The sequence below is a fragment of the Streptomyces sp. NPDC007929 genome (assembly GCF_042959065.1).
GTDB lineage: Bacteria > Actinomycetota > Actinomycetes > Streptomycetales > Streptomycetaceae > Streptomyces.
Window position 1 is genome coordinate 545,678 of sequence record NZ_JBIBKD010000002.1, and the last position, 22,696, is coordinate 568,373.

The 22,696-nt window shown below is 72.0% G+C and carries 14 protein-coding genes; 13 read left to right on the top strand and 1 reads right to left on the bottom strand.

Translation table 11 applies throughout. From position 1 onward, the window contains the following. The first annotated feature begins 94 nt into the window (after positions 1–94). The 8 genes from ACFZDE_RS07270 to ACFZDE_RS07305 all read left to right on the top strand — a co-directional run bounded on the left by ACFZDE_RS07270 (position 95) and on the right by ACFZDE_RS07305 (position 14,364). Positions 95–4,240 carry an Rne/Rng family ribonuclease gene (locus ACFZDE_RS07270; protein ID WP_391198199.1) on the top strand — a complete coding sequence of 1,382 codons (4,146 nt, stop codon included), beginning with the start codon at positions 95–97 and terminating at the stop codon, positions 4,238–4,240. Positions 4,241–4,471: 231 nt separating this feature from the next. Then, positions 4,472–4,792 (top strand): 50S ribosomal protein L21, encoded by a 321-nt coding sequence (rplU, locus tag ACFZDE_RS07275; RefSeq protein ID WP_030836278.1) that lies wholly within the window; start codon positions 4,472–4,474, stop codon positions 4,790–4,792. A gap of 14 nt (positions 4,793–4,806) precedes the next feature. Further along, the gene (rpmA, locus tag ACFZDE_RS07280; protein WP_031107501.1) at positions 4,807–5,061 is read left to right on the top strand and encodes a 50S ribosomal protein L27; all 255 of its coding nucleotides are present in this window, start codon (positions 4,807–4,809) and stop codon (positions 5,059–5,061) included. A gap of 133 nt (positions 5,062–5,194) precedes the next feature. Further along, positions 5,195–6,631, top strand: coding sequence for a GTPase ObgE (gene obgE / locus ACFZDE_RS07285; protein ID WP_391198201.1), 1,437 nt, complete (start codon positions 5,195–5,197; stop codon positions 6,629–6,631). Between the two features lie 387 nt (positions 6,632–7,018). Further along, positions 7,019–8,569 (top strand): alkaline phosphatase D family protein, encoded by a 1,551-nt coding sequence (locus ACFZDE_RS07290; RefSeq protein ID WP_391198202.1) that lies wholly within the window; start codon positions 7,019–7,021, stop codon positions 8,567–8,569. 572 nt (positions 8,570–9,141) lie between these two features. Further along, positions 9,142–10,638: a D-ribitol-5-phosphate cytidylyltransferase gene (locus tag ACFZDE_RS07295; protein WP_390996751.1), complete on the top strand. Its 1,497-nt coding sequence runs from the start codon at positions 9,142–9,144 to the stop codon at positions 10,636–10,638. A 176-nt stretch (positions 10,639–10,814) separates the two neighbouring features. Continuing rightward, the gene (locus tag ACFZDE_RS07300; RefSeq protein WP_391198204.1) at positions 10,815–12,953 is read left to right on the top strand and encodes a hypothetical protein; all 2,139 of its coding nucleotides are present in this window, start codon (positions 10,815–10,817) and stop codon (positions 12,951–12,953) included. Between the two features lie 202 nt (positions 12,954–13,155). After that, positions 13,156–14,364, top strand: coding sequence for a glycosyltransferase (locus ACFZDE_RS07305; RefSeq protein WP_391198205.1), 1,209 nt, complete (start codon positions 13,156–13,158; stop codon positions 14,362–14,364). 52 nt (positions 14,365–14,416) lie between these two features. On the opposite strand, the gene ACFZDE_RS07310 is transcribed toward ACFZDE_RS07305, so the two are convergent. Next, positions 14,417–16,459 (bottom strand): hypothetical protein, encoded by a 2,043-nt coding sequence (locus ACFZDE_RS07310; protein WP_391198207.1) that lies wholly within the window; start codon positions 16,457–16,459, stop codon positions 14,417–14,419. A 1,231-nt stretch (positions 16,460–17,690) separates the two neighbouring features. On the opposite strand from ACFZDE_RS07310, the gene proB reads away from it, so the two are divergent. The 5 genes from proB (at position 17,691) to ACFZDE_RS07335 (ending at position 22,685) form a co-directional block, all read left to right on the top strand. Then, on the top strand, positions 17,691–18,797 hold the full coding sequence (gene proB, locus ACFZDE_RS07315; protein WP_391198910.1) for a glutamate 5-kinase: 1,107 nt from the start codon (positions 17,691–17,693) through the stop codon (positions 18,795–18,797). Between the two features lie 124 nt (positions 18,798–18,921). Next, a complete protein-coding gene (locus tag ACFZDE_RS07320; RefSeq protein ID WP_174569427.1) occupies positions 18,922–19,389 on the top strand; it encodes a hypothetical protein in 468 nt (155 codons plus the stop codon). 72 nt (positions 19,390–19,461) lie between these two features. After that, positions 19,462–20,748 carry a glutamate-5-semialdehyde dehydrogenase gene (locus tag ACFZDE_RS07325; RefSeq protein ID WP_390996765.1) on the top strand — a complete coding sequence of 429 codons (1,287 nt, stop codon included), beginning with the start codon at positions 19,462–19,464 and terminating at the stop codon, positions 20,746–20,748. Positions 20,749–20,916: 168 nt separating this feature from the next. Continuing rightward, a complete protein-coding gene (locus tag ACFZDE_RS07330; RefSeq protein ID WP_391198209.1) occupies positions 20,917–21,519 on the top strand; it encodes a hypothetical protein in 603 nt (200 codons plus the stop codon). Positions 21,520–21,608: 89 nt separating this feature from the next. Then, positions 21,609–22,685 (top strand): hypothetical protein, encoded by a 1,077-nt coding sequence (locus ACFZDE_RS07335; RefSeq protein ID WP_390996768.1) that lies wholly within the window; start codon positions 21,609–21,611, stop codon positions 22,683–22,685. Positions 22,686–22,696: the final 11 nt, after the last annotated feature.

Consider the following 22,696-nt stretch of genomic DNA (forward strand, 5'->3'; position numbering starts at 1 on the left):
ACGGCGGCGAACGCGCACAGCGCGACGCCGCGGACGTCACCGGCATCGCCGGACCAGGCGCGGCGCCCGGGAGCCTGACGGGAGATAAGCCCGCATGCTCGAACCGACCGAACCCACCGAGGGTTCCGAACAGAACACCCCCAGCGACACCCTGCCGCCCCGCAGGCGGCGGCGTGCCGCGTCCCGCCCGGCGGGTCCCCCCACCGGTGCCGCCTCCGACGCGCCGGTGGAGACCGTCGCGCCGGCCATACCGGCCGCCGAGGCCGAGGATCTCGCGGCCGAGGTCGTGGAGACCGACGAGGTCGAGGAAGCCACCGCCGAGGCGGAGCAGGCTCCCGAGGCCGTCGTGAGCGATGAGGCTGCCGCGCCCGCCCCGCCCAAGCGGCGTCGCGCCGTACGCCGGGCCTCCGCGCCCGCCGGTGCTCCGGAGGCGGCCCAAGCCGCCGAGACCGTGGTGACGGCGACCGCCTCCACACCTGCCGCGTCCGAGCCCGCCGAGGCCGCCGTGCCCGCCGAGGTGACCGAGGACGCCGCTCCCAAGCGCTCCCGGCGTCGCGCCACCCGCACCGTGACCTCCCCCACCGCCGCTCCGGCGGAGACCGCCGAGGCGACCGGGTCCGCCGAGACCGCCGCCGCCCCGGCCGTGGCCGACGGTGCCGTCGAAGACGCCCAGGCCGCCGAGACCGCTGAAGAGGCTGCTCCGCGTCGGACTCGCCGACGTGCCTCGCGCCGGGCGTCCGCGCCCGCCGGGGCGCCTTCCGCCGCGGACGCGGTGGAGGGCAACGCCGAGGAGGCGAAGGCACCCGTGACCGAGAACCCCGCCGAGCCCGCCCGCGCGTCCGAGGCGACCGCCTCCGAGACCGCTGCCGCCGAGACCACTGCCGTCGAGCCCGCCCCCGCCGAGACCGCGGCCGACGAGACCGCCGAGGCGGCCGAAGAGGCCGGACCGCGCCGTCGCCGCCGTGTCGTGCGCCGCGCCGCCGGTGGCTTCGCCGAGCCCGCTCAGCCCGCCAAGGGCGCGAAGGCCTCGAAGGCCGCCGCCCGGGCGAGCGCGGGTGCGGCCGACGCCGAGAGCGAGACGCCGTCGCGTCCGAGGCGGCCCGCCGTGGCGCTGTTCCAGGCGCCCGTCTTCACCGAGCCGCAGTTCCAGACCCCGGAGCGGGCCGCTGCCGCAGCCGCCGCCGAGGCGGCCGGGGCCGTGGAGCCCGAGGAGCCCGAGGAGACCGTGCCCGCCGAGGCCCAGCGCGAGGAGCAGACCGGCGGTTCGCGCCGCCGTCGCCGCCGCCGGGGTGCCGCGGACGAGCCCGAGGCCCAGGCCCCCGAGACCGCCGCCGCCGACACCGCCGCCGATGAGGCGGAGGAGGCCGACGAGTCCGCCGAGGACCAGGCCGACGGCGACGACCAGGACGAGTCCGAGGGCACCGGTTCGCGCCGCCGCCGTCGCCGGGGCGGTCGCCGCCGCCGACGTGGCGAGTCCGCCGACTCCGACGGCGAGGGCGGCGAGGCCGCGGACGCCGAGTCCGAGCAGACCGCCGCCGGGCAGGACGCCGAGGACAGTGCCGAGGAGGACGACGAGGACTCCGACGACGCCACCGACCGCGACGAGTCCGGCTCAGGCGGCTCCAGCAGCAGCCGCCGACGCCGTCGCCGCCGTCGCCGCGCCGGTGACTCCGGCACCGAGTCCGAGCCCTCCGAGGACGACCCCGAGCGCACGGTCGTCAAGGTCCGCGAGCCCCGCCCCAAGGCCGAGCCGTCCGACGAGGTGCAGTCCATCAAGGGCTCGACCCGTCTGGAGGCCAAGAAGCAGCGCCGCCGCGAAGGCCGCGAGCAGGGCCGCAGGCGCGTGCCGATCATCACCGAGGCCGAGTTCCTGGCCCGCCGCGAGGCCGTCGAGCGCGTCATGGTCGTCCGGCAGCACGGCGACCGCACACAGATCGGCGTACTCGAGGACGACGTGCTCGTCGAGCACTACGTCAACAAGGAGCAGGCCACCTCGTACGTCGGCAACGTCTACCTCGGCAAGGTGCAGAACGTGCTGCCGTCGATGGAGGCCGCCTTCATCGACATCGGCAAGGGCCGCAACGCCGTGCTCTACGCCGGTGAGGTCAACTTCGAGGCGCTCGGCATGGCCCACGGGCCGCGCCGCATCGAGTCCGCCCTGAAGTCCGGGCAGTCCGTGCTCGTGCAGGTGACCAAGGACCCGATCGGTCACAAGGGCGCCCGCCTGACCAGCCAGGTCTCCCTCCCGGGCCGCTACCTCGTGTACGTGCCCGAGGGCTCCATGACCGGCATCAGCCGCAAGCTGCCCGACACCGAGCGGGCCCGGCTGAAGACGATCCTCAAGAAGATCGTCCCCGAGGACGCGGGCGTCATCGTGCGCACCGCCGCCGAGGGCGCGAGCGAGGACGAGCTGCGCCGGGACGTCGAGCGGCTGCAGCAGCAGTGGGAGGACATCCAGAAGAAGGCCAAGAGCGGCAACGCCCCGACGCTGCTGTACGGCGAGCCGGACATGACCGTCCGGGTCGTGCGCGACATCTTCAACGAGGACTTCTCCAAGGTCGTCGTCAGCGGCGACGAGGCCTGGTCGACCATCCACGGCTACGTCTCGCACGTCGCGCCGGACCTCGCCGAGCGGCTGTCGAAGTGGACCTCCGAGGTCGACGTCTTCGCCACCTACCGGATCGACGAGCAGCTCGCCAAGGCCCTCGACCGCAAGGTGTGGCTGCCCAGCGGCGGTTCGCTGGTGATCGACCGGACCGAGGCGATGGTCGTCGTCGACGTCAACACCGGCAAGTTCACCGGCCAGGGCGGCAACCTGGAAGAGACCGTCACCAGGAACAACCTGGAGGCGGCCGAGGAGATCGTGCGTCAGCTGCGGCTGCGCGACCTCGGCGGCATCATCGTCATCGACTTCATCGACATGGTGCTGGAGTCCAACCGGGACCTGGTGCTGCGGCGCCTGCTGGAGTGCCTGGGCCGGGACCGTACGAAGCACCAGGTCGCCGAGGTGACCTCGCTGGGGCTCGTGCAGATGACCCGCAAGCGGGTCGGGCAGGGCCTGCTGGAGTCCTTCTCCGAGACCTGCGTCCACTGCAACGGACGCGGTGTCATCGTGCACATGGAGCAGCCGACGGCCTCCGGTGGCGGTGGCAAGCGCAAGAAGCGCGCCCGGGCCGGCGCCGCCGAGCAGCCGCATGTGCACGAGGCGGCCGTCGAGACCGCCGAGGAGGAGGCCGAGACCGAGGCCGAGGTCGTCGCCGAGGCCGCCGAGCCGATCGCGCTGCCCGAGCCGTCCTTCGAGCCCGACGAGGAGCTGTACAGCAGCGCCGCCGAGGCGGAGGCCGCGGCGGGTCGTGGGCGGTCGCGTCGCCGGGCGAGCCGGCGGGCGTCGGCTCCGGCGGGCGCCCCGCGCGGTGAGGCCGCCGAGCCGAAGGCCGAGCAGGGCAGGGACAAGGGCCGGCGCGGCAGGGGCCGGGCCGAGCAGGCCGAGGCCGAGGCGCCGACGGCGCAGGACGTGACCGCCGAGCAGGAGGTCGCCCGTCCGGTGCAGCCGGAGCCGGCCGCCGAGGCGCAGGCCGAGCCGATGGCCATGGAGGACCCGGTGGTCGAGGCCGCGCAGGCCGCGCCGGTCGCCGAGGCCACTCCGGTCGAGGAGGCCGCGCCCAAGGGCCGTACCCGGCGGCGGGCCACCCGCAAGGTGTCCGCTCCGGCCGGTTCCCCGGCGGGGGCCGAGGCGGCCGTGGTGACGGTCGCCGAGACCGCGCCCGCGGCCACGGAGGTCGCCGAGCAGGCCGAGGCCGCCGAGCCGCCCGCGGAGAGCGCCGCCCCGGCCCGTCCGCGCCGCCGCGCCGTGCGCAAGCCCACGGCGTCCACGGCGTCCGAGGAGACGGCCGTCGTGGTCGTCCCGTCGGCCGTGTCCGAGGAGGCTCCGGAGGCGTCCGCGCCCGAGAAGGCCGCCGAGGCGCCCGCCTCCGACGGTGCCGTCACCGAGGAGGCCGCCGAGGAGTCGGCGCCGGCCAAGAAGACGGCCCGCAAGACGGCCAAGAAGGCCACGGCGAAGAAGGCCGCCACCACCAAGAAGACGGCGGCCAAGAAGACCGCCGCCAAGAAGACGACGGCCAAGAAGGCGGCGAAGACCACCAAGACGGCCGCCAAGAAGACCGCGTCGAAGAAGACCGTGGCGGCGGAGCAGTCGGCCTCGTCCGCGCCCACCGTCACGGCCTCCACCGACGAGGGCTGAGATCCACTGCGCCTGTGCGACCGGGGTGACCGGTCGCACAGGCGGCGGGCCCGGCTCGGTTTGACCCCTTCGGCCGCGGGCCCGTAACCTTGACCGTCGGCGTGTCGACTGACACGCCTACATCCCCGTAAACCTCATCCTCCGGGCGCCGGGCGCCAGGAGAGGCTGCTCGCTGAGTCGGGCGGCTGGCCTGCGGGGGTGCCGTTTCCCGAGCGAGAGAGTGAGTTCCGCGTGTACGCCATCGTGCGCAGCGGTGGTCGCCAGCACAAGGTTGCTGTCGGCGACATCGTTGAGGTTGACAAGATTTCCACTGCCAAGGTTGGCGACTCGGTCGAGCTCTCGACCCTGCTCGTTGTCGACGGCGACGCCGTGACCAGCGACCCGTGGGTGCTGGCCGGCATCAAGGTCCAGGCCGAGGTCGTGGACCACCACAAGGGCCAGAAGATCGACATTCTGCGCTACAAGAACAAGACCGGTTACCGCCGTCGCCAGGGCCACCGCCAGCAGTACACGGCGATCAAGGTCACTGAGATCCCCACGGCTGCGAAGTAAGGGACTGAGGAGAAATGGCACACAAGAAGGGCGCATCGTCCACCCGGAACGGTCGCGACTCCAATGCCCAGCGGCTCGGCGTGAAGCGCTTCGGCGGTCAGGTCGTCAACGCGGGTGAGATCCTGGTCCGTCAGCGTGGCACCCACTTCCACCCGGGCTCCGGCGTCGGCCGTGGCGGCGACGACACGCTGTTCGCCCTCGAGGCCGGTTCGGTGCAGTTCGGCACCCACCGTGGCCGCAAGGTCGTGAACATCGTTCCGGTCGCCTGATCGGAAACTTTCGCGAGGCGGACCTCACTTCCCTCACGGGAAGCGGGTCCGCCTTTCGCGTGTTACGCAGAGAACAACCCGTACAACCTCGTAAAACCCCGTACACATACGTACGCACCTGGAGGCACACACCATGACCACCTTCGTGGACCGCGTCGAGCTGCACGTCGCCGCGGGTAGCGGAGGCCACGGCTGTGCCTCCGTCCACCGTGAGAAGTTCAAGCCCCTCGGCGGGCCGGACGGCGGTAACGGCGGGCGCGGCGGGGACGTGATCCTCACCGTCGACCAGTCGATCACCACGCTGCTCGACTACCACCACTCCCCGCACCGCAAGGCCACCAACGGCAAGCCCGGCGAGGGCGGCAACCGCTCCGGCAAGGACGGCCAGGACCTCGTCCTGCCGGTGCCGGACGGCACGGTCGTGCTGGACAAGGCGGGCAACGTCCTCGCCGACCTGGTCGGGCACGGCACGTCGTACGTCGCCGCGCAGGGCGGCCGGGGCGGGCTCGGCAACGCGGCGCTGGCCTCCGCGCGGCGCAAGGCGCCCGGGTTCGCGCTGCTCGGTGAGCCGGGAGATCTGCGGGACGTCGTCCTGGAGCTGAAGACCGTCGCCGACGTGGCCCTGGTCGGGTACCCGAGCGCCGGCAAGTCGTCGCTGATCTCGGTGCTGAGCGCGGCCAAGCCGAAGATCGCCGACTACCCCTTCACCACCCTCGTGCCCAACCTCGGTGTCGTCACGGCCGGTTCGACGGTCTACACGATCGCCGACGTGCCCGGGCTGATCCCCGGGGCCAGCCAGGGCAAGGGCCTGGGGCTTGAGTTCCTGCGGCACGTGGAGCGGTGCAGTGTGCTGGTGCACGTCCTCGACACCGCGACGCTGGAGTCCGAGCGCGACCCCGTCTCCGACCTCGACATCATCGAGGAGGAGCTGCGGCAGTACGGCGGGCTGGACAACCGGCCGCGGATCGTCGTCCTGAACAAGATCGACGTTCCCGACGGCAAGGATCTGGCCGAGATGGTGCGGCCCGACCTGGAGGCGCGCGGCTACCGCGTGTTCGAGGTCTCGGCAGTGGCGCACATGGGCCTGAAGGAACTGTCCTTCGCGCTCGCCGAGCTCGTCGCGCAGTCGCGGGCCGCGAAGCCGAAGGAGGAGGCCACCCGGATCGTGATCCGGCCCAAGGCCGTGGACGACACCGGCTTCACCGTGACGCAGGAGGCCGACGGCCTGTTCCGGGTGCGGGGTGAGAAGCCCGAACGCTGGGTGCGCCAGACCGACTTCAACAACGACGAGGCCGTCGGCTACCTCGCCGACCGGCTCAACCGGCTCGGTGTCGAGCAGGAGCTGGTGAAGGCGGGCGCCCGGGGCGGCGACGGCGTCGCCATCGGACCCGAGGACAACGCGGTCGTCTTCGACTGGGAGCCGTCCATGACGGCCGGTGCCGAGATGCTCGGCCGGCGCGGTGAGGACCACCGCTTCGAGGGGGAGCGCCCGGCCGCGCAGCGCCGCAAGGACCGGCAGGCCGAGCGGGACGAGGCGCAGCAGGAGTTCGACGACTTCGAACCGTTCTGAGCCGACGCCGTCGCAAATCAACGCCGTTACGGCCCGGTGGGGATCCTGATCCCCACCGGGCCGTAACACGACCATGCCGACGTAGCCGTCGCCGTCGAGACCGTCGCCGTAGTCGTCGTTCGGGCAACCCTGGCCATCGAGCCCGCGTACGTCACCGACGACGTGGCGGCCGGGGACGTCGACGACTCGGCAGGGGTTTCGCTCGCTCACCCCTATCTGACCACCTGTCAGACTCGCCCCGGCAACGGCTTGTTCCGACGCTGGCGGCGAGTCCCTCTTTGTCTCTTAGTTGTCATGTACGTGAACCCCTGCGTTCAGCGGGCGGACCGCCCGCGAGCGTGAAGCTTCCCCGTGTCCAAGTGGCCAGCGAGGTAAGGGAGTCAGCCGATGACCGGAGCAGTATCCCCCGACCGACGCCGCTTTCTGACCGTGGGCGCCGCGGTGCTCGGCGCCGCGGCAGCCACCCAGCTGTGGCTCCCGGCCGCCGCCCGAGCGACCGAGACGCCGTTGCCCGACGGTGTGTTCAGCCTCGGTGTCTCCTCGGGCGACCCGCTGCCCGACGGCATCGTGCTGTGGACCAGACTCGCCCCCGACCCGCTGAACGGCGGCGGCATGCCCGACCGGCCGGTGCCGGTCGAGTGGCAGGTCGCCCGGGACGCGCGGTTCAGACAGCTCGTCCGAGGGGGCACCGCACAGGCCCGGCCCGAGTACGGGCACAGCGTTCACGTGGACGTACGCGGACTGCGCCCGGACCGTACCTACTGGTATCGCTTCCGCACCGGCGGGCAGCTCTCTCCCGTCGGCCGCACCCGTACCGCGCCCCACCCCCACAGCTCCGGTGGCACCCTGCGCATGGCCCTCGCCTCCTGCCAGAACTGGCAGCACGGCTATTTCACGCCATACGCAGACATGCTCGACCAGGACCCGGACGTCGTATTGTTCGTCGGCGACTACATCTACGAGTCCACGCCCTCGGCGACCGGCGTTCGGCGGCACGAGGGCACCGGTGAGCCGTTCAGCCTCGTCCAGTACCGCAACCGCTACGCGCAGTACCGCACCGACCCGGACCTCGCGGCGATGCAGGCGAACGCGCCCTTCGTGGTGACCTTCGACGACCACGAGGTGGACAACGACTTCGCCGGGGAGATCCCGCAGGACCCGGACAAGCAGCCGCACGACGCGTTCGTGGCCCGGCTGACCGCGGCCTACCAGGCGTTCTACGAGCACATGCCGGTGCGTGCCACTGCCGTCCCCGACGGCCCGCACATCCGCATGCACCGCCGCCTGGACTTCGGCCGCCTGGCCCGGCTCAACGTCCTGGACACCCGCCAGTACCGCAGCGACCAGGCCACCAGCCAGGCCGGTGCCCAGGACCCGTCGCTGACCATGCTCGGCCCCCGGCAGAAGCGGTGGCTGCTGAACGGGCTGCGGGACTCGCCCACCCGCTGGAACCTCATCGCCTCCCAGATCATGATGGCCGAGACGGACCTCAAGGTCGGCGAGGGCAAGCTCTGGTTCTACGACGCCTGGGACGGCTACCAGGCCGAACGCGACCAGTTCATGGAGGAGTTCAAGCAGGTCCGCAACCCGGTGGTGCTCTCCGGCGACCGGCATCTGACGATGATCAGCGACCTCAAGGAGGACTACGCCGACCCGGACTCCGATGTCGTCGGCGCAGAGTTCGTCGGCACGTCCATCTCCAGCAACGGCGATCAGGACCAGGACGCCTTCCACCGGGAGTGGGACCCGCGACGCCCGGACAACCCGCACTGGAAGCTGCTCGACGCGCACCGCGGCTACCACCTCTTCGACGTCCGCCGGGACGGCATCGACGCCCAGGTGAGGGTGGTCGACACCGTACGGCGGCCGACCGCGACGCCGAGCACACTGGCGAGGCTGCGGGTCGAGGCGGGCCGCCCGGGCGTCGAGATCGTCTGACCCGTCCCGTGAGACGCGCGAGCCCGGAACTTCTTACAGTTCCGGGCTCTTCGCCGTACGGGACGTGTGAGATGTGTGAGAAGTCCGACCCGGTCTCCCGGTGTATCGGTCTCACCGAGACCGAAATGCCACCTCATCGCAACAAGAAATTCCGCCGCAATGAACGGCCGGGAGAGAGGTATTCGCGCTCGGCCCGCACGAAGAACGCGTTCCGCCGCGCGCCCCGGGCTGTGCGGATCCGCACACCGCGGCCCCCCTGACCGCCCCGGCGGGCGGCGGCCGTGGTGCACGGGGCGTCGGCAAACCGCGTACCGTGCACAGGACATCGTCCCAAGGAGCCCACGAGGGCCCCTCGGTCACCGCCGCCCCGAACGGCTCCGCTCTCCCTGGGCTTCTGTGCAGTTACTCACAGCGCATTTCCCCGGGTTCGCGCAGCCGTCTCACAATCGGTGGCGTCTCCAGGTGAATGAGAGGTTGCGCGCACATATGGGGTGGAGGTCGCTCACCTTGCATTGCGGTAACCACAAGTGGGACCATTTCCAAGTTCCCTGTCGCCCCAAGGTAGGTCACCTGTGTCCCAGCACATAGCCAAGCCCCGTACCACCGCAGTGATCCTGGCCGGTGGCACCGGTCAGCGCGTGGGTCTGTCGATCCCCAAGCAGCTGCTGAAGATCGCCGGCAAGGCAGTCATCGAGCACACGTTGACCACGTTCGAGAACGCCGACTCGATCGACGACATCATCGTGCTGATGGCCCCGGGTTACGTGCCCGACATCGAGAAGATCGTCGCGAAGGCCGGATTCAAGAAGGTCTCGAAGGTCATCGAGGGCGGCTCCACGCGGAACGAGACCACCGAGCGCGCCATCGCCGCGCTGGGCGAGGGCCTGGCCGAGGGCGAGGACGCCAACGTCCTCTTCCACGACGCCGTGCGCCCCCTGCTCTCGCAGCGCGTCATCGACGACTGCGTCGTCGCCCTGGAGCGCTACCAGGCCGTCGACGTGGCCATCCCGTCCGCCGACACCATCATCGTCACGCGCACGCACGGCGAGGACGGCGAGTTCATCACCGAGATCCCGGACCGCGCCCGGCTGCGCCGCGGCCAGACGCCGCAGGCGTTCAAGCTGTCCACGATTCGGCGGGCCTACGAGGTCGCCGCCGGTGACCCCAACTTCCAGGCGACCGACGACTGCTCCGTCGTGCTCAAGTACCTCCCGGACGTGCCGATCCACGTCGTCGCGGGTGACGAGTACAACATGAAGGTCACCCAGCCCGTCGACGTCTTCATCGCCGACAAGCTCTTCCAGCTGGCCTCCACCGCCGCCCCCGAGCAGGTCTCCGAGGAGGCCTACCGCGAGCTGCTGACCGGCAAGACCATGGTCGTCTTCGGCGGCAGCTACGGCATCGGCAAGGACATCGCCGAGCTCGCCGAGTCCTACGGCGCCAAGGTCTACGCGCTCGGCCGCTCCACCACCGGCACCCACGTGGAGAACCCGGAGGAGGTCGACGACGCCCTGTCCAAGGCGTACGCCGAGACCGGCCGCATCGACTACGTGGTCAACACCGCCGGCGTGCTGCGCATAGGCAAGCTCGCCGAGACCGACAACGCCACCATCGAGGAGGCGCTGAAGGTCAACTACCTGGCCCCGGTGCAGATCGCCCGGTCCTCGTACAAGTACCTGTCCGAGACCAAGGGCCAGCTGCTCCTCTACACCTCCAGCAGCTACACCCGCGGCCGCGCCGAGTACAGCCTCTACTCCTCCACCAAGGCCGCCATGGTGAACCTCACCCAGGCCCTGTCCGACGAGTGGGCCGGCGACGGTGTCCGCGTCAACTGCATCAACCCCGAGCGCACCGCCACGCCCATGCGCACCAAGGCCTTCGGCCAGGAGCCCGCGGGCTCGCTGCTGTCCTCCGAGGCCGTGGCGCGCACCTCGCTCGACGTGCTGCTCTCCGAGCTCACCGGCCACGTCATCGACGTCCGCCAGCAGGACCCGACGGCCGGCGCGGCCCGGGCCTCCGGCTTCGAGCAGGCACTGGCCACGGTGCTGGACCGGCAGGACGGCGTGTAATAATTGGCGCCAAATAGACTTCGGTAATTCAGGCCTCTGCGCCCTCCTGTCAACGGCTTTTGTCGTTGACCGGAGTGTTCGCAGGGGCCTGAATCCATACCGTCCCGCGAATATTCACAGACCAGCCGCATTCTAGAACCAAGACCGGCACACCCCTCCCAAGAGCAGGTTTCTCCGTGATATCCACCGCTATTCGCGTCGCCCGGGTGGGCAGCGCGGCCGAGCTGGCCGCGGCGATCCTCATGGTGGCGGGCTTCCCCGCCCTCATGCTGGCCGCGCTCGTCCCGAGCGTTCCCGCCTTCGCGGCAGCGGCCGCCGTGACGTACCTGGCGGACCACTATCTGCACCGCAAGGGCAGCTACCTGATCAACCGCCTCAGCAAGGTGCGGGCCGGCCTGTCGATCCGCTTCCTGATAAGGCAGCTGCTGCTCGTCCTGCTGCTGGCCCGGCTGTCCCTCGCGGACAACCTGATCTACTACGGGGCGATCGCCTGCTTCATCGCCTTCTACGGTCTCCAGGCCCCGCACGGCGCGCTGGTCCAGCTGATCCGCAACCGCCGCCGCATGCCGGTCGCCACCCGCAACGTCGACCTGGCCTCGCGCATCCGCATCCCGGACGCCCCGCCGCGCGGGCTGCTGCACCGCTCCGCCGAGAAGATGCTCCACCTCGACCTCTTCGCGGTCGTCGGCATCCTGGTCGCCGCGCAGGTCAAGTCGGCCCTGATCGGCTTCATCGGCATCGGCGTCACCGTGGCCCTGGCCACCCTGTACGTCCTCGGGCTCGTGCCGTACGTGCGCGGCCGGAAGATCCCGCCGAACGCGGAGAAGGTCCTGGCCGCCGTCGACGACTGGCTGGCCGAGTACAAGCCGGAGACGGTCCTGTACTTCTCGGGTTCGAAGGACTCCGCCTACCAGGTCAACATGTGGCTCGACACCATGGAGAAGCTGGACTCCAAGCCGCTGATCATCCTGCGTGAGCGGGCCATCCTGAACAATCTGGCGCCCACCACGGTCCCCGTCATCTGCGTGCCCGGAGGGGTGCACCTGATGAACCTGGACCTCTCCACGGTGCGCGTCGCGCTCTACGCGGCCAACGTCGGCAAGAACATCCACCTGCTGCGCGTGCCCACCATCAAACACGTCTTCATCGGCCACGGCGACAGCGACAAGCTCGCCAGCGTCAACCCGTACAGCAAGGTCTACGACGAGGTGTGGACGGCCGGCCGCGCGGGCCGCGACCGCTACGCCATCGCCGACGTCGGCGTCCGCGACGACGACATCGTCGAGGTCGGCCGCCCGCAGCTGGCCCCGATCCAGACCTGGCAGGGCGTGCCCGAGGGTGCCCGCGGCGGAGCCGCTGATGGACGCTGCCCGACCGTGCTGTACGCCCCCACCTGGGAGGGCTGGGACGGCAACCCGGGCAACACCTCGGTCGTGCTGGCTGGCGAGAACATCGTGAAGCGGCTCGTGCAGGCCGACCCGCCGGTCCGCGTCCTGTACAAGCCGCACCCGTTCACCGGCAACGTCAGCAAGGAGGCCGGCGCCGCTCACCGGCGGATCACCGCCCTGGTGCAGAAGGCCGCAGCGGAGCGGGCCATCAACCCGCGCTTCATCGCCGACACCGCCGCCCAGGCGCAGGCCAAGGCCGAGCTGGAGCGGATCGAGGCCCGGCTCGCGCAGCTGTCCGGCACCGGCGGCGACCGCGGCGACGAGGCCGAGGCCACCCGTGACGGGCTCGTCGACGTCGCCCGCCACGAGGAGGCCGCCCGGCTGCGCGCCGAGTGGAACGACGCCTACTGGCGCTCCTTCCCGTCCTGGGAGCACCGCGTCATCACCGGCCCCGAGCCGCGGCTGTACGACTGCTTCAACGTCTCCGACGCGATGGTCTCCGACATCTCCAGCGTGGTGTCCGACTTCATCGCGAGCGGCAAGCCGTACGCGGTCACCGACTCCGCCGAGGTGGGCGTCGAGGAGTTCAAGCGGAACAACACTGCGGTGCGCGCCGCGGTGATCCTCTCCAACAGCGCCGCCGAACTGGGCGAGCTGCTCGGCGCGGTCCGCGACCCGAAGGCCGACCGGCTGGCCGAGGACCGCAAGGAGCTCAAGCAGTATCTGCTGGGCCCGGACGAGCCGACCTCGCTGGAGCAGTTCAACACCGCCGTCGCGAACCTCGCGCTCAAGGCCGAGACCCGCAACGTCGGCCAGCAGTCACGGGACGCGGCCGCCATGGCCGAGGCCGAGGCCGAGCTGGCGAACGCCGTGCCCGGGCAGCGGATACCCGCCGCCGGTGACACGGACGGAGTCGGCACGGGCTGAACTGCCCCCGCACCGAACAGGGTTCGGCCCCGAGGAGTATTCCTCGGGGCCGAACCCTTTCGTTTCCCCGTTTCCTGTTCGTTCGCTTTGTGACCTGAACCACTAACACGTGTGTCCGAGGCAACCGCTTGCCTCGATCACCCGTCTTCTAGGTAGCGAATGAGGCGATACGGGGGGAATATCCCATTGACTAGGGGGAAACGTGACCGTTGCGCAGCCTGATGTGAGTGTGATCATCGGGGCGTACGAAGCGATGCCGTATCTGATCGAGTGCCTCTCGTCCGTCGAGGCACAGACCATCGATCCGATGCGCGTCGAGGTCATCGCGGTGGACGACGGTTCGACGGACGGGACGGGGGAGTACCTGGAGGAGTTCGCCGAGCGGGCTCCCATGCACGTGACGGTGATCCGGCAGGAGAACTCCGGCGGCCCCAGCGGCCCGCGCAACGTGGGCCTGGGCAAGGCCAGTGGGCGCTATGTGTTCTTTCTCGACGCGGACGACCGGCTGGGCCCCGAGGCCCTGGAGCGGATGGTCGGCATGGCCGACCGCGCCGGCACGGACGTGGTGCTCGGCAAGGTCGAGGGCGTCAACCGCTCGGCACCGAAGTCCATGTGGGGCAGGACGGTGGAGCGGACGGACGTCTTCTCCTCCAACATCAAGTTCACGCTCAGCGCGCAGAAGCTGTTCCGCCGCGCCCTGCTGGACCGGCACGGCATGCGGTTCGACGAGTCGCTGTTCACCGGCGAGGACGCGCTGTTCACCATGGAGGCGTATCTGCGGGCGGACGGCGTCTCCGTGGTCGCCGACCACACCTGCTACTACCTGGTCGGCCGCGACGACGGCAAGCACGTGACCAAGAGCGGCGGTTACACGCTGCGGTTCGACTCCGCGCGGGCCCTGATGGAGCTCATCGCCGAACTCGTCCCCGCGGGCGGCCGGCGCGACCAGCTGATGGTCCGGCCCTTCGTCGTCACCCTGCTGCCGCAGTTCGGACCCAAGTACCTGACGGACAGCGAGGAGATCCGCCGGCACAAGTTCGAGCTCGCCAAGCCGCTGATGGACACCTACTGGACCGAGGGCGTCGCCCAGCGCCTGAAGGTCCACGAGCGGCTGCGGCTGCACCTGGTCGCCGAGCAGCGTCCCGAACTGCTGCCGGAGGTGGTCAAGTTCGTCAAGGCCAAGAAGCAGGCGGCGGCCCTCCTGGAGCGGAAGGGCCGCCGGGTGTACCTGGCCTACCCGCACTTCCGGGACCGCGCCGCCGGGGTTCCCGACGCGGTCTACCTCGCCGAGCCCCGGGAGGCCCGGGCCTTCCCGGGCTACCGCGAGGGCGGAGTCGACACGTTCATGCGCCGGGCGGTGCGCAAGGCGCGCCGGGTGCTGACGTCCCGCGAGGTGCGGCCCGCGGCGTGAGCACGCCCTTCCCGACCGCGCCGACGTACGCCCGTGGCGTGCGTGCCGTCGCTCAGCGGGGCGCGGTCGGGATCTCGGTCGGGGTGCGCTGGCCGGGTACCGCGGCCAGCCGCTCCGCCACCCGTGCCCTGTGGTCCCGGGCCGCCCCGCACAGCGCCCGGACGGCGTCGTTGAAGCGCTCCTGTGACGACGGCTCCGCCGGGCCGAGCAGCCGCAGCTTCAACTCGGCCCGTGCCTCGGCCAGTTCGTCGCGCTCCGGGTGCCGGACGGTGTCCAGCAGGTCCGGCACCCCGGCGGCGTCCGGCGTGAGCACCGTCGCCGCCACCACCGTCGGGAACGCGGCGCGGAAAGCGTCCTCGGACAGTCCGCTGGTGTTGGCCACGGCGTACGGCTTGGCACTCGCGAGGAAGTCGCTGATCACGCTCGACACATCGCTGATCAGCAGGTCGGCCACGTTGAAGCAGGAGTACAGCGTGGGCCGGGCGTCCGTGATGATCTGGTGCTCACCCTCCGGCAGCGAGGCCCAGTACGCCTTCTCCCACGCGGCCGTCGCCTGCGCCACCGCCTCGGCGCGGCCCGGCTCCGGCGCCGACTGCACCAGCATCCGCTCCACGGTGTCGGCCCCCGCCCGGAACACCGACGTGGTGAGCCGGTCCAGCTCGGCGGTACGGAGGGTGAGTTCCGCGTCGTCCGAGGCGCGCGCGCCCGGCCGCTCCCGGTTGGCCGCCCGGATCAGCTCCCGGATCCGCAGATCGGCCGCGCCCGCGCGCGGGTCCACCGAGCCCGTCAGCGGGTGCGGCTTGTACAGCAGCCGTACGCCCGGGTCCGCGAGCAGCGCCCGCACCAGGTTCTCGCCGGCTGCGATCACCGAGGTGTTGCCGGGGTTGCCGTCCCAGCCCTCCCAGGTCGGCGCGTACAGCACGGTCGTACGCGGCCCGGCCGGGGGGCCCGCGTAGGGCAGCACGCCGTCCAGCTGCGGGCGGCCCGTCTCCACCACGTCCTTGTCCTCGACCCCGACCTCGGCCAGGGCGTAGCGCTCGCGCGCGGCGGGCCCGGCGACCCAGACCTCGTCGTACGCCTTCGCGTACGGGTTGCAGGAGGACAGCTTGTCGCTCTCGCCGTGGTTGACGAAGGTGTGCTTGATCGTGGGGATGCGCAGCACCTGGGAGGTCTTGCCGGAGTTCGACGGGTGGATGAGGACCTGGAGCGTGGAGTGCTCCAGGCGCATCAGCGTCGACACCTTCGGCAGGCAGACGATCGGGATGTCCGTCGCCGCGATCTTCTGCACCATGAAGCGCTCACGCAGAATGATCACTGGCCGGCCGTCCAGCCCGGCGATCGGCTCCAGCCACATGTTCGCCTGGTAGGCCGAGGCGGCGCCGCCGGAGAAGTACAGGCCCGCAGTCGGCCGGTACGAGGCCAGCCACGCGTCGAACCAGTCGAGCACCTCCTGCTCGCCCGCCGGACGGCGCCCCGGCAGCAGCCGCAGCAGCAGCGCGCCGAGGCCGGCCAGCCCGAGGGCGAGGGAGAGCGCGATGCCCACCGCCGCGTAGACCGGCCGGTCGCCCGGCGCGCTGGCCAGCAGCCCGGCCGTCGCCGGGAGGCCGAACACCAGCAGCCGGTCGCCGGGACGGCGCAGCAGCACGGACGGGGCCGGGGACAGCCGCAGCGCGGAGGCGTCGATGTTCCGGGTCACCACGGGCAGCGTGCGGGTGCGGCGGACCAGCACGGAGACGGCCTGGATCGCGCAGTGCAGCACGTAGAAGACGAGCAGCCCGGCCACCAGCGGGGCGTACACCGTCTCCCGGTCCTGCTCGCCGAGCCGCAGCAGGGCCACGACCAGCAGCAGGTCCCGCATGACGTGCCGCACGGTGATGTCCGCGTGCGACTTGGCGAACAGCGCCAGCACCCCGCGCTGCCACCGGTACAGCACGCCCTCGGTGGCCAGGGAGAGGGCCGTCGCGGCGATCAGCAGCGGGACATGGGGCAGCAGCGCCGCGACCGCCTGTGCGGCGAACGCGGCGGCCAGGACGACGGTGGCCAGCCCCTTGAGAAGGGCCTGCGGGCGGGGCAGAGGTACGGGCACTGCGGTCACTCCAGGAGCGTCGGGTCGGCGCAGGTCGGCCGTCCGGGTTAACGCGCGGCGACCTCTCTACGACACGCGCGTGTCGCAGGGCGTGGGGGCGGTGCCGTCTCACGTGTCGTCGGACCGTAGCGGAACATCGTGTTCCTGTCGCGTGTGGGGTCGGGGATGGTGGTGGTGATGCCCGAGAAGGGCGGAAGGTCGGGTGAGTGGGCAGGGCGGGCGGCAGAGCTCCCGCGGCGGGGTGGCTGCGCGCCTGCGGCGACGGACCTGGGGCGACGGTGGCTTCGCGCCCCGTGGGGGCGGGGGCGCTTCTGAGGCCGCTGTGGCGGGGGTGGCCGCGCGCCTGTGGTGCGACGGCCGCGGCGCTCCCGCGGCGACGGAGCCTCGCGCCCGTGACGACGACGTCACCTGGCGACGACGACAGGGCCTCCGCGATCACGCGGCGGCAGTCTCATGGCGGCGGGACTTCGCGCCGCTGGCGACGACGGCGGCGTTCCTGTGACGGCGGCGGCCGCGCCCCGTGACGACCGCCGCGCTCCATAGCGGCGGCTTCGCGCCTGCCGCCACAGCCCCAGCCTCACCTCGCGGCCACAGCCGCAGCCACAGCGCCCGCGCCCCGTGACGGTGGCCGCGCCCCGTAGCGGCGCCTTCGCGCCTGCGGCCACAGCGCCAGCGGCTCTCGCGGCCACAGCCCCAGCGCCAGCGGCCGCCCCCGGACGGCGGCGGCCGCGCCCCGTGACGGCGGTCGCGCTCCATAGCGGCGGCTTCGCGCCTGCGGCCACAGCCCCAGCCTCACCTCGCGGCCACAGCCACAGCCGCAGCGCCCGCGCCCCGTGACGGTGGCCGCGCCCCGTAGCGGCGCCTTCGCGCCCGCGGCCACAGCCCCGCCCTCTCGCGGGCAGCCACAGCGCCCGCGCCCCTTGACGACCGCCGCGCCCCGTAGCGGCGGCTTCGCGGCCACAGCCACACGCCTCTCGCGGCCACAGCCACACGCCTCTCGCGGCCGCAGCCCCAGCGCCCCTCGCGGCCACAGCCCCACCCCCCCACGACCACGCCCGCCCCGCCCCCGCACGGCAGGGCGGCGGGTGGGAGAGGGGTGGGGGTGTTCCCGTGACGTCCGCGGCACCGTCCGCAGCGTGGACGCGTGCCGCGTCGCGTCCTGGCGTCCCGTAGATTTCCTGGTGAGCGAGCGAATCGACGCGAGGGGACGGACGGCGACGTGGCAGGGGCAAGGCAGGCCGTGGGCGAGGCCCGCAGGATCGTCGTCAAGGTCGGGTCCTCCTCGCTGACCACCGCCTCGGGCGGACTGGACGCGGACCGCGTGGACGCGCTGGTCGACGTCCTCGCCAAGGTCCGCAGCGGCGGGGAACGCGAGATCGTCCTGGTCTCCTCGGGTGCCATCGCCGCCGGTCTCGCCCCGCTGGGCCTGCGCCGCCGCCCCAGGGACCTGGCCCGGCAGCAGGCCGCCGCCAGCGTCGGCCAGGGCCTGCTGGTCGCCCGCTACGCCGCCTCGTTCGCCCGCTACGGCGTCCGCGTCGGTCAGGTGCTGCTGACCAGCGACGACATGAGCCGCCGCGCGCACCACCGCAATGCCTCGCGCACCCTCGACAAGCTCCTCGCGATGGGCGCCTTCCCGATCGTCAACGAGAACGACACCGTCGCCACGGACGAGATCCGCTTCGGCGACAACGACCGCCTGGCCGCCCTGGTCGCCCACCTCGTCCACGCCGACCTGCTGGTCCTGCTGTCCGACGTGGACGGCGTCTACGACGGCGACCCCGCCAAGCCCGGCACCTCCCGCATCGGCGAGGTCCGCGACCCCGCCGACCTCGCGGACGTGGAGATCGGCAGCACCGGCAAGGCCGGTGTCGGCACCGGCGGCATGGTCACCAAGGTCGAAGCGGCCCGGATCGCCGCGGCCGCCGGTGTCCCCGTCGTCCTCACCAGCGCCGTCCACGCCGCCGACGCCCTGACCGGCCAGGACACCGGTACGTTCTTCCACCCCACCGGCAAGCGCTCCGCCGGCCGGTTGCTGTGGCTCCAGCACGCCTCCACCCCGCAGGGCGCGCTGACCCTGGACGACGGCGCGGTCCAGGCCGTCGTGGACCGCCGCAAGTCGCTGCTGCCGGCCGGGATCGCCGCCGTCGAGGGCGAGTTCAGCGCCGGTGACCCCGTCGAACTGCGGGACGGCACGGGGCGCGCGGTGGCCCGCGGGCTGGTCAACTTCGACGCCAAGGAGATCCCCCGGCTCATCGGCCGCTCCACCCGGGAACTGGCCCGCGATCTCGGGCCCGCGTACGAACGCGAGGTCGTACACAGGGACGACCTGGTGGTCCTGCACCCGTAATGGGTCGAAACGTCCGCCCCCGGTGGTGGACGTTCCGCAAAACCGCCACGCGATCCCTTGCGGCCTGCTCAACTTTGACCCAGGGAACTGTTCCGCAGCAGCGCCACTGGCAAAGGAGGCCGTCGTGAGACGAGTGCGCCCTGGGACTCAGGCGTCCCGCGGTGGTGCCGGCTCCCGTGCGGCCGGTGAGGAGCGCGCCCTGACCAGCGTGGCGGCCGGGGACCGGTTCCAGGGCGAGGAACCCGGCGACACCCCGCGCCTGTGGCACGTCACCCTCAGCGTCTCCGGCAAGGAGGCCCCGCTCCCGGAGGTCCGGCGCGCCCTGGAGCAGCTCGCCCACGACCACCCCTTCTTCCTCACCAGCCGCTACGCCGTCGACCACGCGGAGATCCGCTACTGGGAGGAGGCCCGCGACCTGCACGACGCGGCCGCCGTCGCCCTGCGCCTGTGGGGCGAGCACCGGCAGACCGCCGGCCTGCCGCCCTGGGAGATCGTCGGCCTGGAAGTCATCGACCGGGCCACCTACCACCAGCGGATCGCCGAGGGCTACGGACCGCCCCCGGCCTCGCCCGTCGGAGTTCACCCGTTTTGATCCGGTCCGGGAAGTGTCTCGGGGTGTGAAACGCGCGATGAACGGATCGGCCCGGCGCACTACCCTTCCCTCATGACCACGCTCTCTCCGTACGACTCCATGTCCCCGGTCACCGAGGCCGCCTACCGCGCCAAGGCCGCCGCCGCGACCCTCGCGCCGCTGCCCCGGGCCGAGAAGGACGACGCGCTGCTCGCCATCGCGGACGCCCTGGAGGTCCGTACGAGCGAGATCGTCGAGGCCAACGCCAAGGACGTCGCCAAGGCCCGCGAGGCCGGCATCAGCGAGGGCATGATCGACCGGCTCACGCTCACCCCCGAGCGGATCCGCGCCATCGCCTCCGACGTGCGCGACGTCGCCGCCCTGCCCGACCCCGTCGGCGAGGTCGTCCGCGGCTCCACGCTGCCCAACGGCATCGACCTGCGCCAGGTCCGGGTGCCGCTCGGCGTCGTCGGCATCATCTACGAGGGCCGCCCGAACGTCACGGTCGACGCCGCCGCCCTCTGCCTGAAGTCCGGCAACGCGGTTCTGCTGCGCGGCTCCTCCTCGGCCTACCAGTCGAACACCGCCCTGGTGCGCGTCCTGCGCGACGCCGTCGGCGGGGCCGGACTGCCCGCCGACGCCATCCAGCTCGTCCCCGGCGAGAGCCGCGACAGCGTGCGCGAGCTGATGCGCGCCCGCGGCCTGGTCGACGTGCTCATCCCGCGCGGCGGCGCCTCCCTGATCAACACGGTCGTCCAGGAGTCCGTCGTCCCGGTCATCGAGACCGGCACCGGCAACTGCCACGTCTACGTCGACGCGCAGGCCGACCTCGACATGGCCGTCGAGATCCTGATCAACTCCAAGGCCCAGCGGGTCGGCGTCTGCAACGCCGCCGAGACCCTCCTGGTCCACCAGGACATCGCCGCCGCGTTCCTGCCCCGCGCCCTGGACGCCCTCGCGGAGGCCGGCGTCACCGTGCACGCCGATGAGCGGGTGCAGGCCTACGCCGCGGACTCCAAGGCCACCGTCGTCGAGGCGACGGCCGAGGACTGGGAGACCGAGTACCTGTCGTACGACATCGCCGCCGCGGTCGTGGACTCCCTGGACAAGGCCGTCGAGCACATCCGGCTGTGGACCTCCGGCCACACCGAGGCCATCGTGACCACCTCCCAGCAGGCCGCCCGCCGGTTCACCCAGCTGGTCGACTCCACCACCGTCGCCGTGAACGCCTCCACCCGCTTCACCGACGGCGGCCAGTTCGGCTTCGGCGCCGAGATCGGCATCTCCACGCAGAAGCTGCACGCCCGCGGCCCCATGGGCCTGCCGGAGCTGACCAGCACGAAGTACATCGTCACCGGCGACGGGCACGTACGGCGCTGAACCGCGCCCGACCGCGGTGCGGGGGTATACGGGCCGCCGCATGACCGTGCGAGGTCACCCGGATGGCGCAGTCGCGCGCGACCGGAGTGCCCGGGCGGCCGTGCGCCCGTGGCGGCACCGCGCGAGCCGTCTCAACCGGTGGATGAATTTCCGTACCGTCTGCCCAAATTGACCCCCCAGGTCTACTCTGGATGCGTGCCGGAGGACGTGGGGGGCACGCCGTTTCCGGACGGCCGGGAGCCCGACGACGACCACGACCGCGGGGTGTCGGACGAAGAGTTCGCCTCCGTGGTCTTCGACGAGGCCTTCGTACGCGCGGCCGTGGTGCACGAGCCGACAGCGGTGGAGCGCCTCCTGGCCGCCGCCCAGGCGAGAGCCGAGGCCTCCGAGGCGGAGTCGCGCCGCGCCCACACCAGAGGCGAGCGCTTCGACGACCGGTACGGCCCGGACGGGCGCGGAGATTTCGGCCATGATCCCGACCTCGACGACTTCGACGACCCCGATGTCGTCGAAGGGCACTACGGCGGCACCGGGCCGTACTCCAAACAGGTCCGCTGGCACCGCCCCGTCGCCTGGGTGCTCGCCCTCGTGATGGGCATCGGCATGGTCGCCCTGGCCTTCACGGCGGTCTACCGGGGCGCGTCCTCCAACCGGGACGAGCCCGCGCCACCGCCCGCCACCACCGGCCTGGAACAGGCCCCCGGAGCCGCCCCCTCGGCCTCCGCGGACTACTCCCAGCCGGCCGTCTCGGTGATCCCCCGCAGCCCCTGACCGGAACCCGCCCATTGTGGTGAGAACCTGTCAGAACTTGTGGAGCAACCGGGCGTTTACCCGGGCTTCCGGCGACCTACCCTGAAGATATGGGCGGGCCTGGAAACCCACCTGAGGGGAGTCCCGAGGGCGGCCCCGGAGGTGGAGAGGACGAGTACCGATCCGTCGTCTTCGACGAGTCGTTCGTCCGTGCTGCCCGCCTCCAGGAGTTCTCCGCGCAGGAGCGCATCGCCGACCACGCGCCCGCCGTGCGCCGCCGCCCGCCCCTGCGCCGGGGCCTGTCGCGACAGGCCCTGGTCCTGGTCCTGCTGATCGCCGTCGCCTTCGGCACCGCGATCTACATGGGCGTACGGCACCCCTACCAGGCCCCCGCCGCCCGCGAGCCCATCGAGCCGCTGCGGATGACCGTCATCCCGCTCGCCCCCGAGGGCAAGGTGCCCGGCACGGCCGACCTGGCCAACCTGTACGAGCACAGCCCCGCCGCCCAGTTCCGCACCGGCGCGGAGGGCGTGCCGCTGCCCCCCTCGCGACGCACCGCGCACTTCTCGGACAGCCAGGTCGTGAGCGCCCTGAGCACTGCCAAGGACTACATCGTGCGCTCGGCGCTCGACCCCGAGGTGCTCACGGGCGGAGAGGTCAGGGCCGTCCGGGTGCTCCTCGACCCCGAGCAACTGGACCAGTTCGACCAGAGCTTCACCCGCCCCACCGCCGACGGACGCCACGCGCCGACGGGCTGGCTGGTCCGCTTCGACCCCTCGCGCGCCCAGCTCGCCGACCACAAGGTCCGGGTCCAGGGCACGCTGCAGGCCGCCGAGGCCGACGCCTCCACCCTTGAGGTCACCGCCGACCACACGTTCGTGTACGCGCTGCGGGCGGCCGGGTCCCGCTCGGGTGACCCGGACGAGGTGTCCCTGTTCACCCTCCGCCGCGAGCTGCACTTCCGCTTCGACCGCGACGACCTGCGGCTGCACCAGACCCAGCTCGTCGTCTCCTACGTCCAGGCGGGACCGCTGTCCTGCGCCGAGGACTCCACGAACCATCTGCGGCCCCTCCTGGCCGGCCAGACGGCCAAGGAGGGCGGCCCCGCGGGCACCGACCCCTACGCCACGGGCAGCGCGACGGCCCTGTGCGGCACGCTGGCGACGAGCGCGCAGCCGAAGGTCTGAAGGCCCACCGG

What these genes read in the sequence shown, in the direction of transcription:
- ACFZDE_RS07290 (WP_391198202.1), top strand. Translation starts at nt 7,019, where the DNA reads ATGACCGGAGCAGTATCCCCCGACCGACGCCGCTTTCTGACCGTGGGC.
- ACFZDE_RS07325 (WP_390996765.1), top strand. Translation starts at nt 19,462, where the DNA reads ATGACCACGCTCTCTCCGTACGACTCCATGTCCCCGGTCACCGAGGCC.
- ACFZDE_RS07270 (WP_391198199.1), top strand. Translation starts at nt 95, where the DNA reads ATGCTCGAACCGACCGAACCCACCGAGGGTTCCGAACAGAACACCCCC.
- rpmA (WP_031107501.1), top strand. Translation starts at nt 4,807, where the DNA reads ATGGCACACAAGAAGGGCGCATCGTCCACCCGGAACGGTCGCGACTCC.
- ACFZDE_RS07335 (WP_390996768.1), top strand. Translation starts at nt 21,609, where the DNA reads ATGGGCGGGCCTGGAAACCCACCTGAGGGGAGTCCCGAGGGCGGCCCC.
- obgE (WP_391198201.1), top strand. Translation starts at nt 5,195, where the DNA reads ATGACCACCTTCGTGGACCGCGTCGAGCTGCACGTCGCCGCGGGTAGC.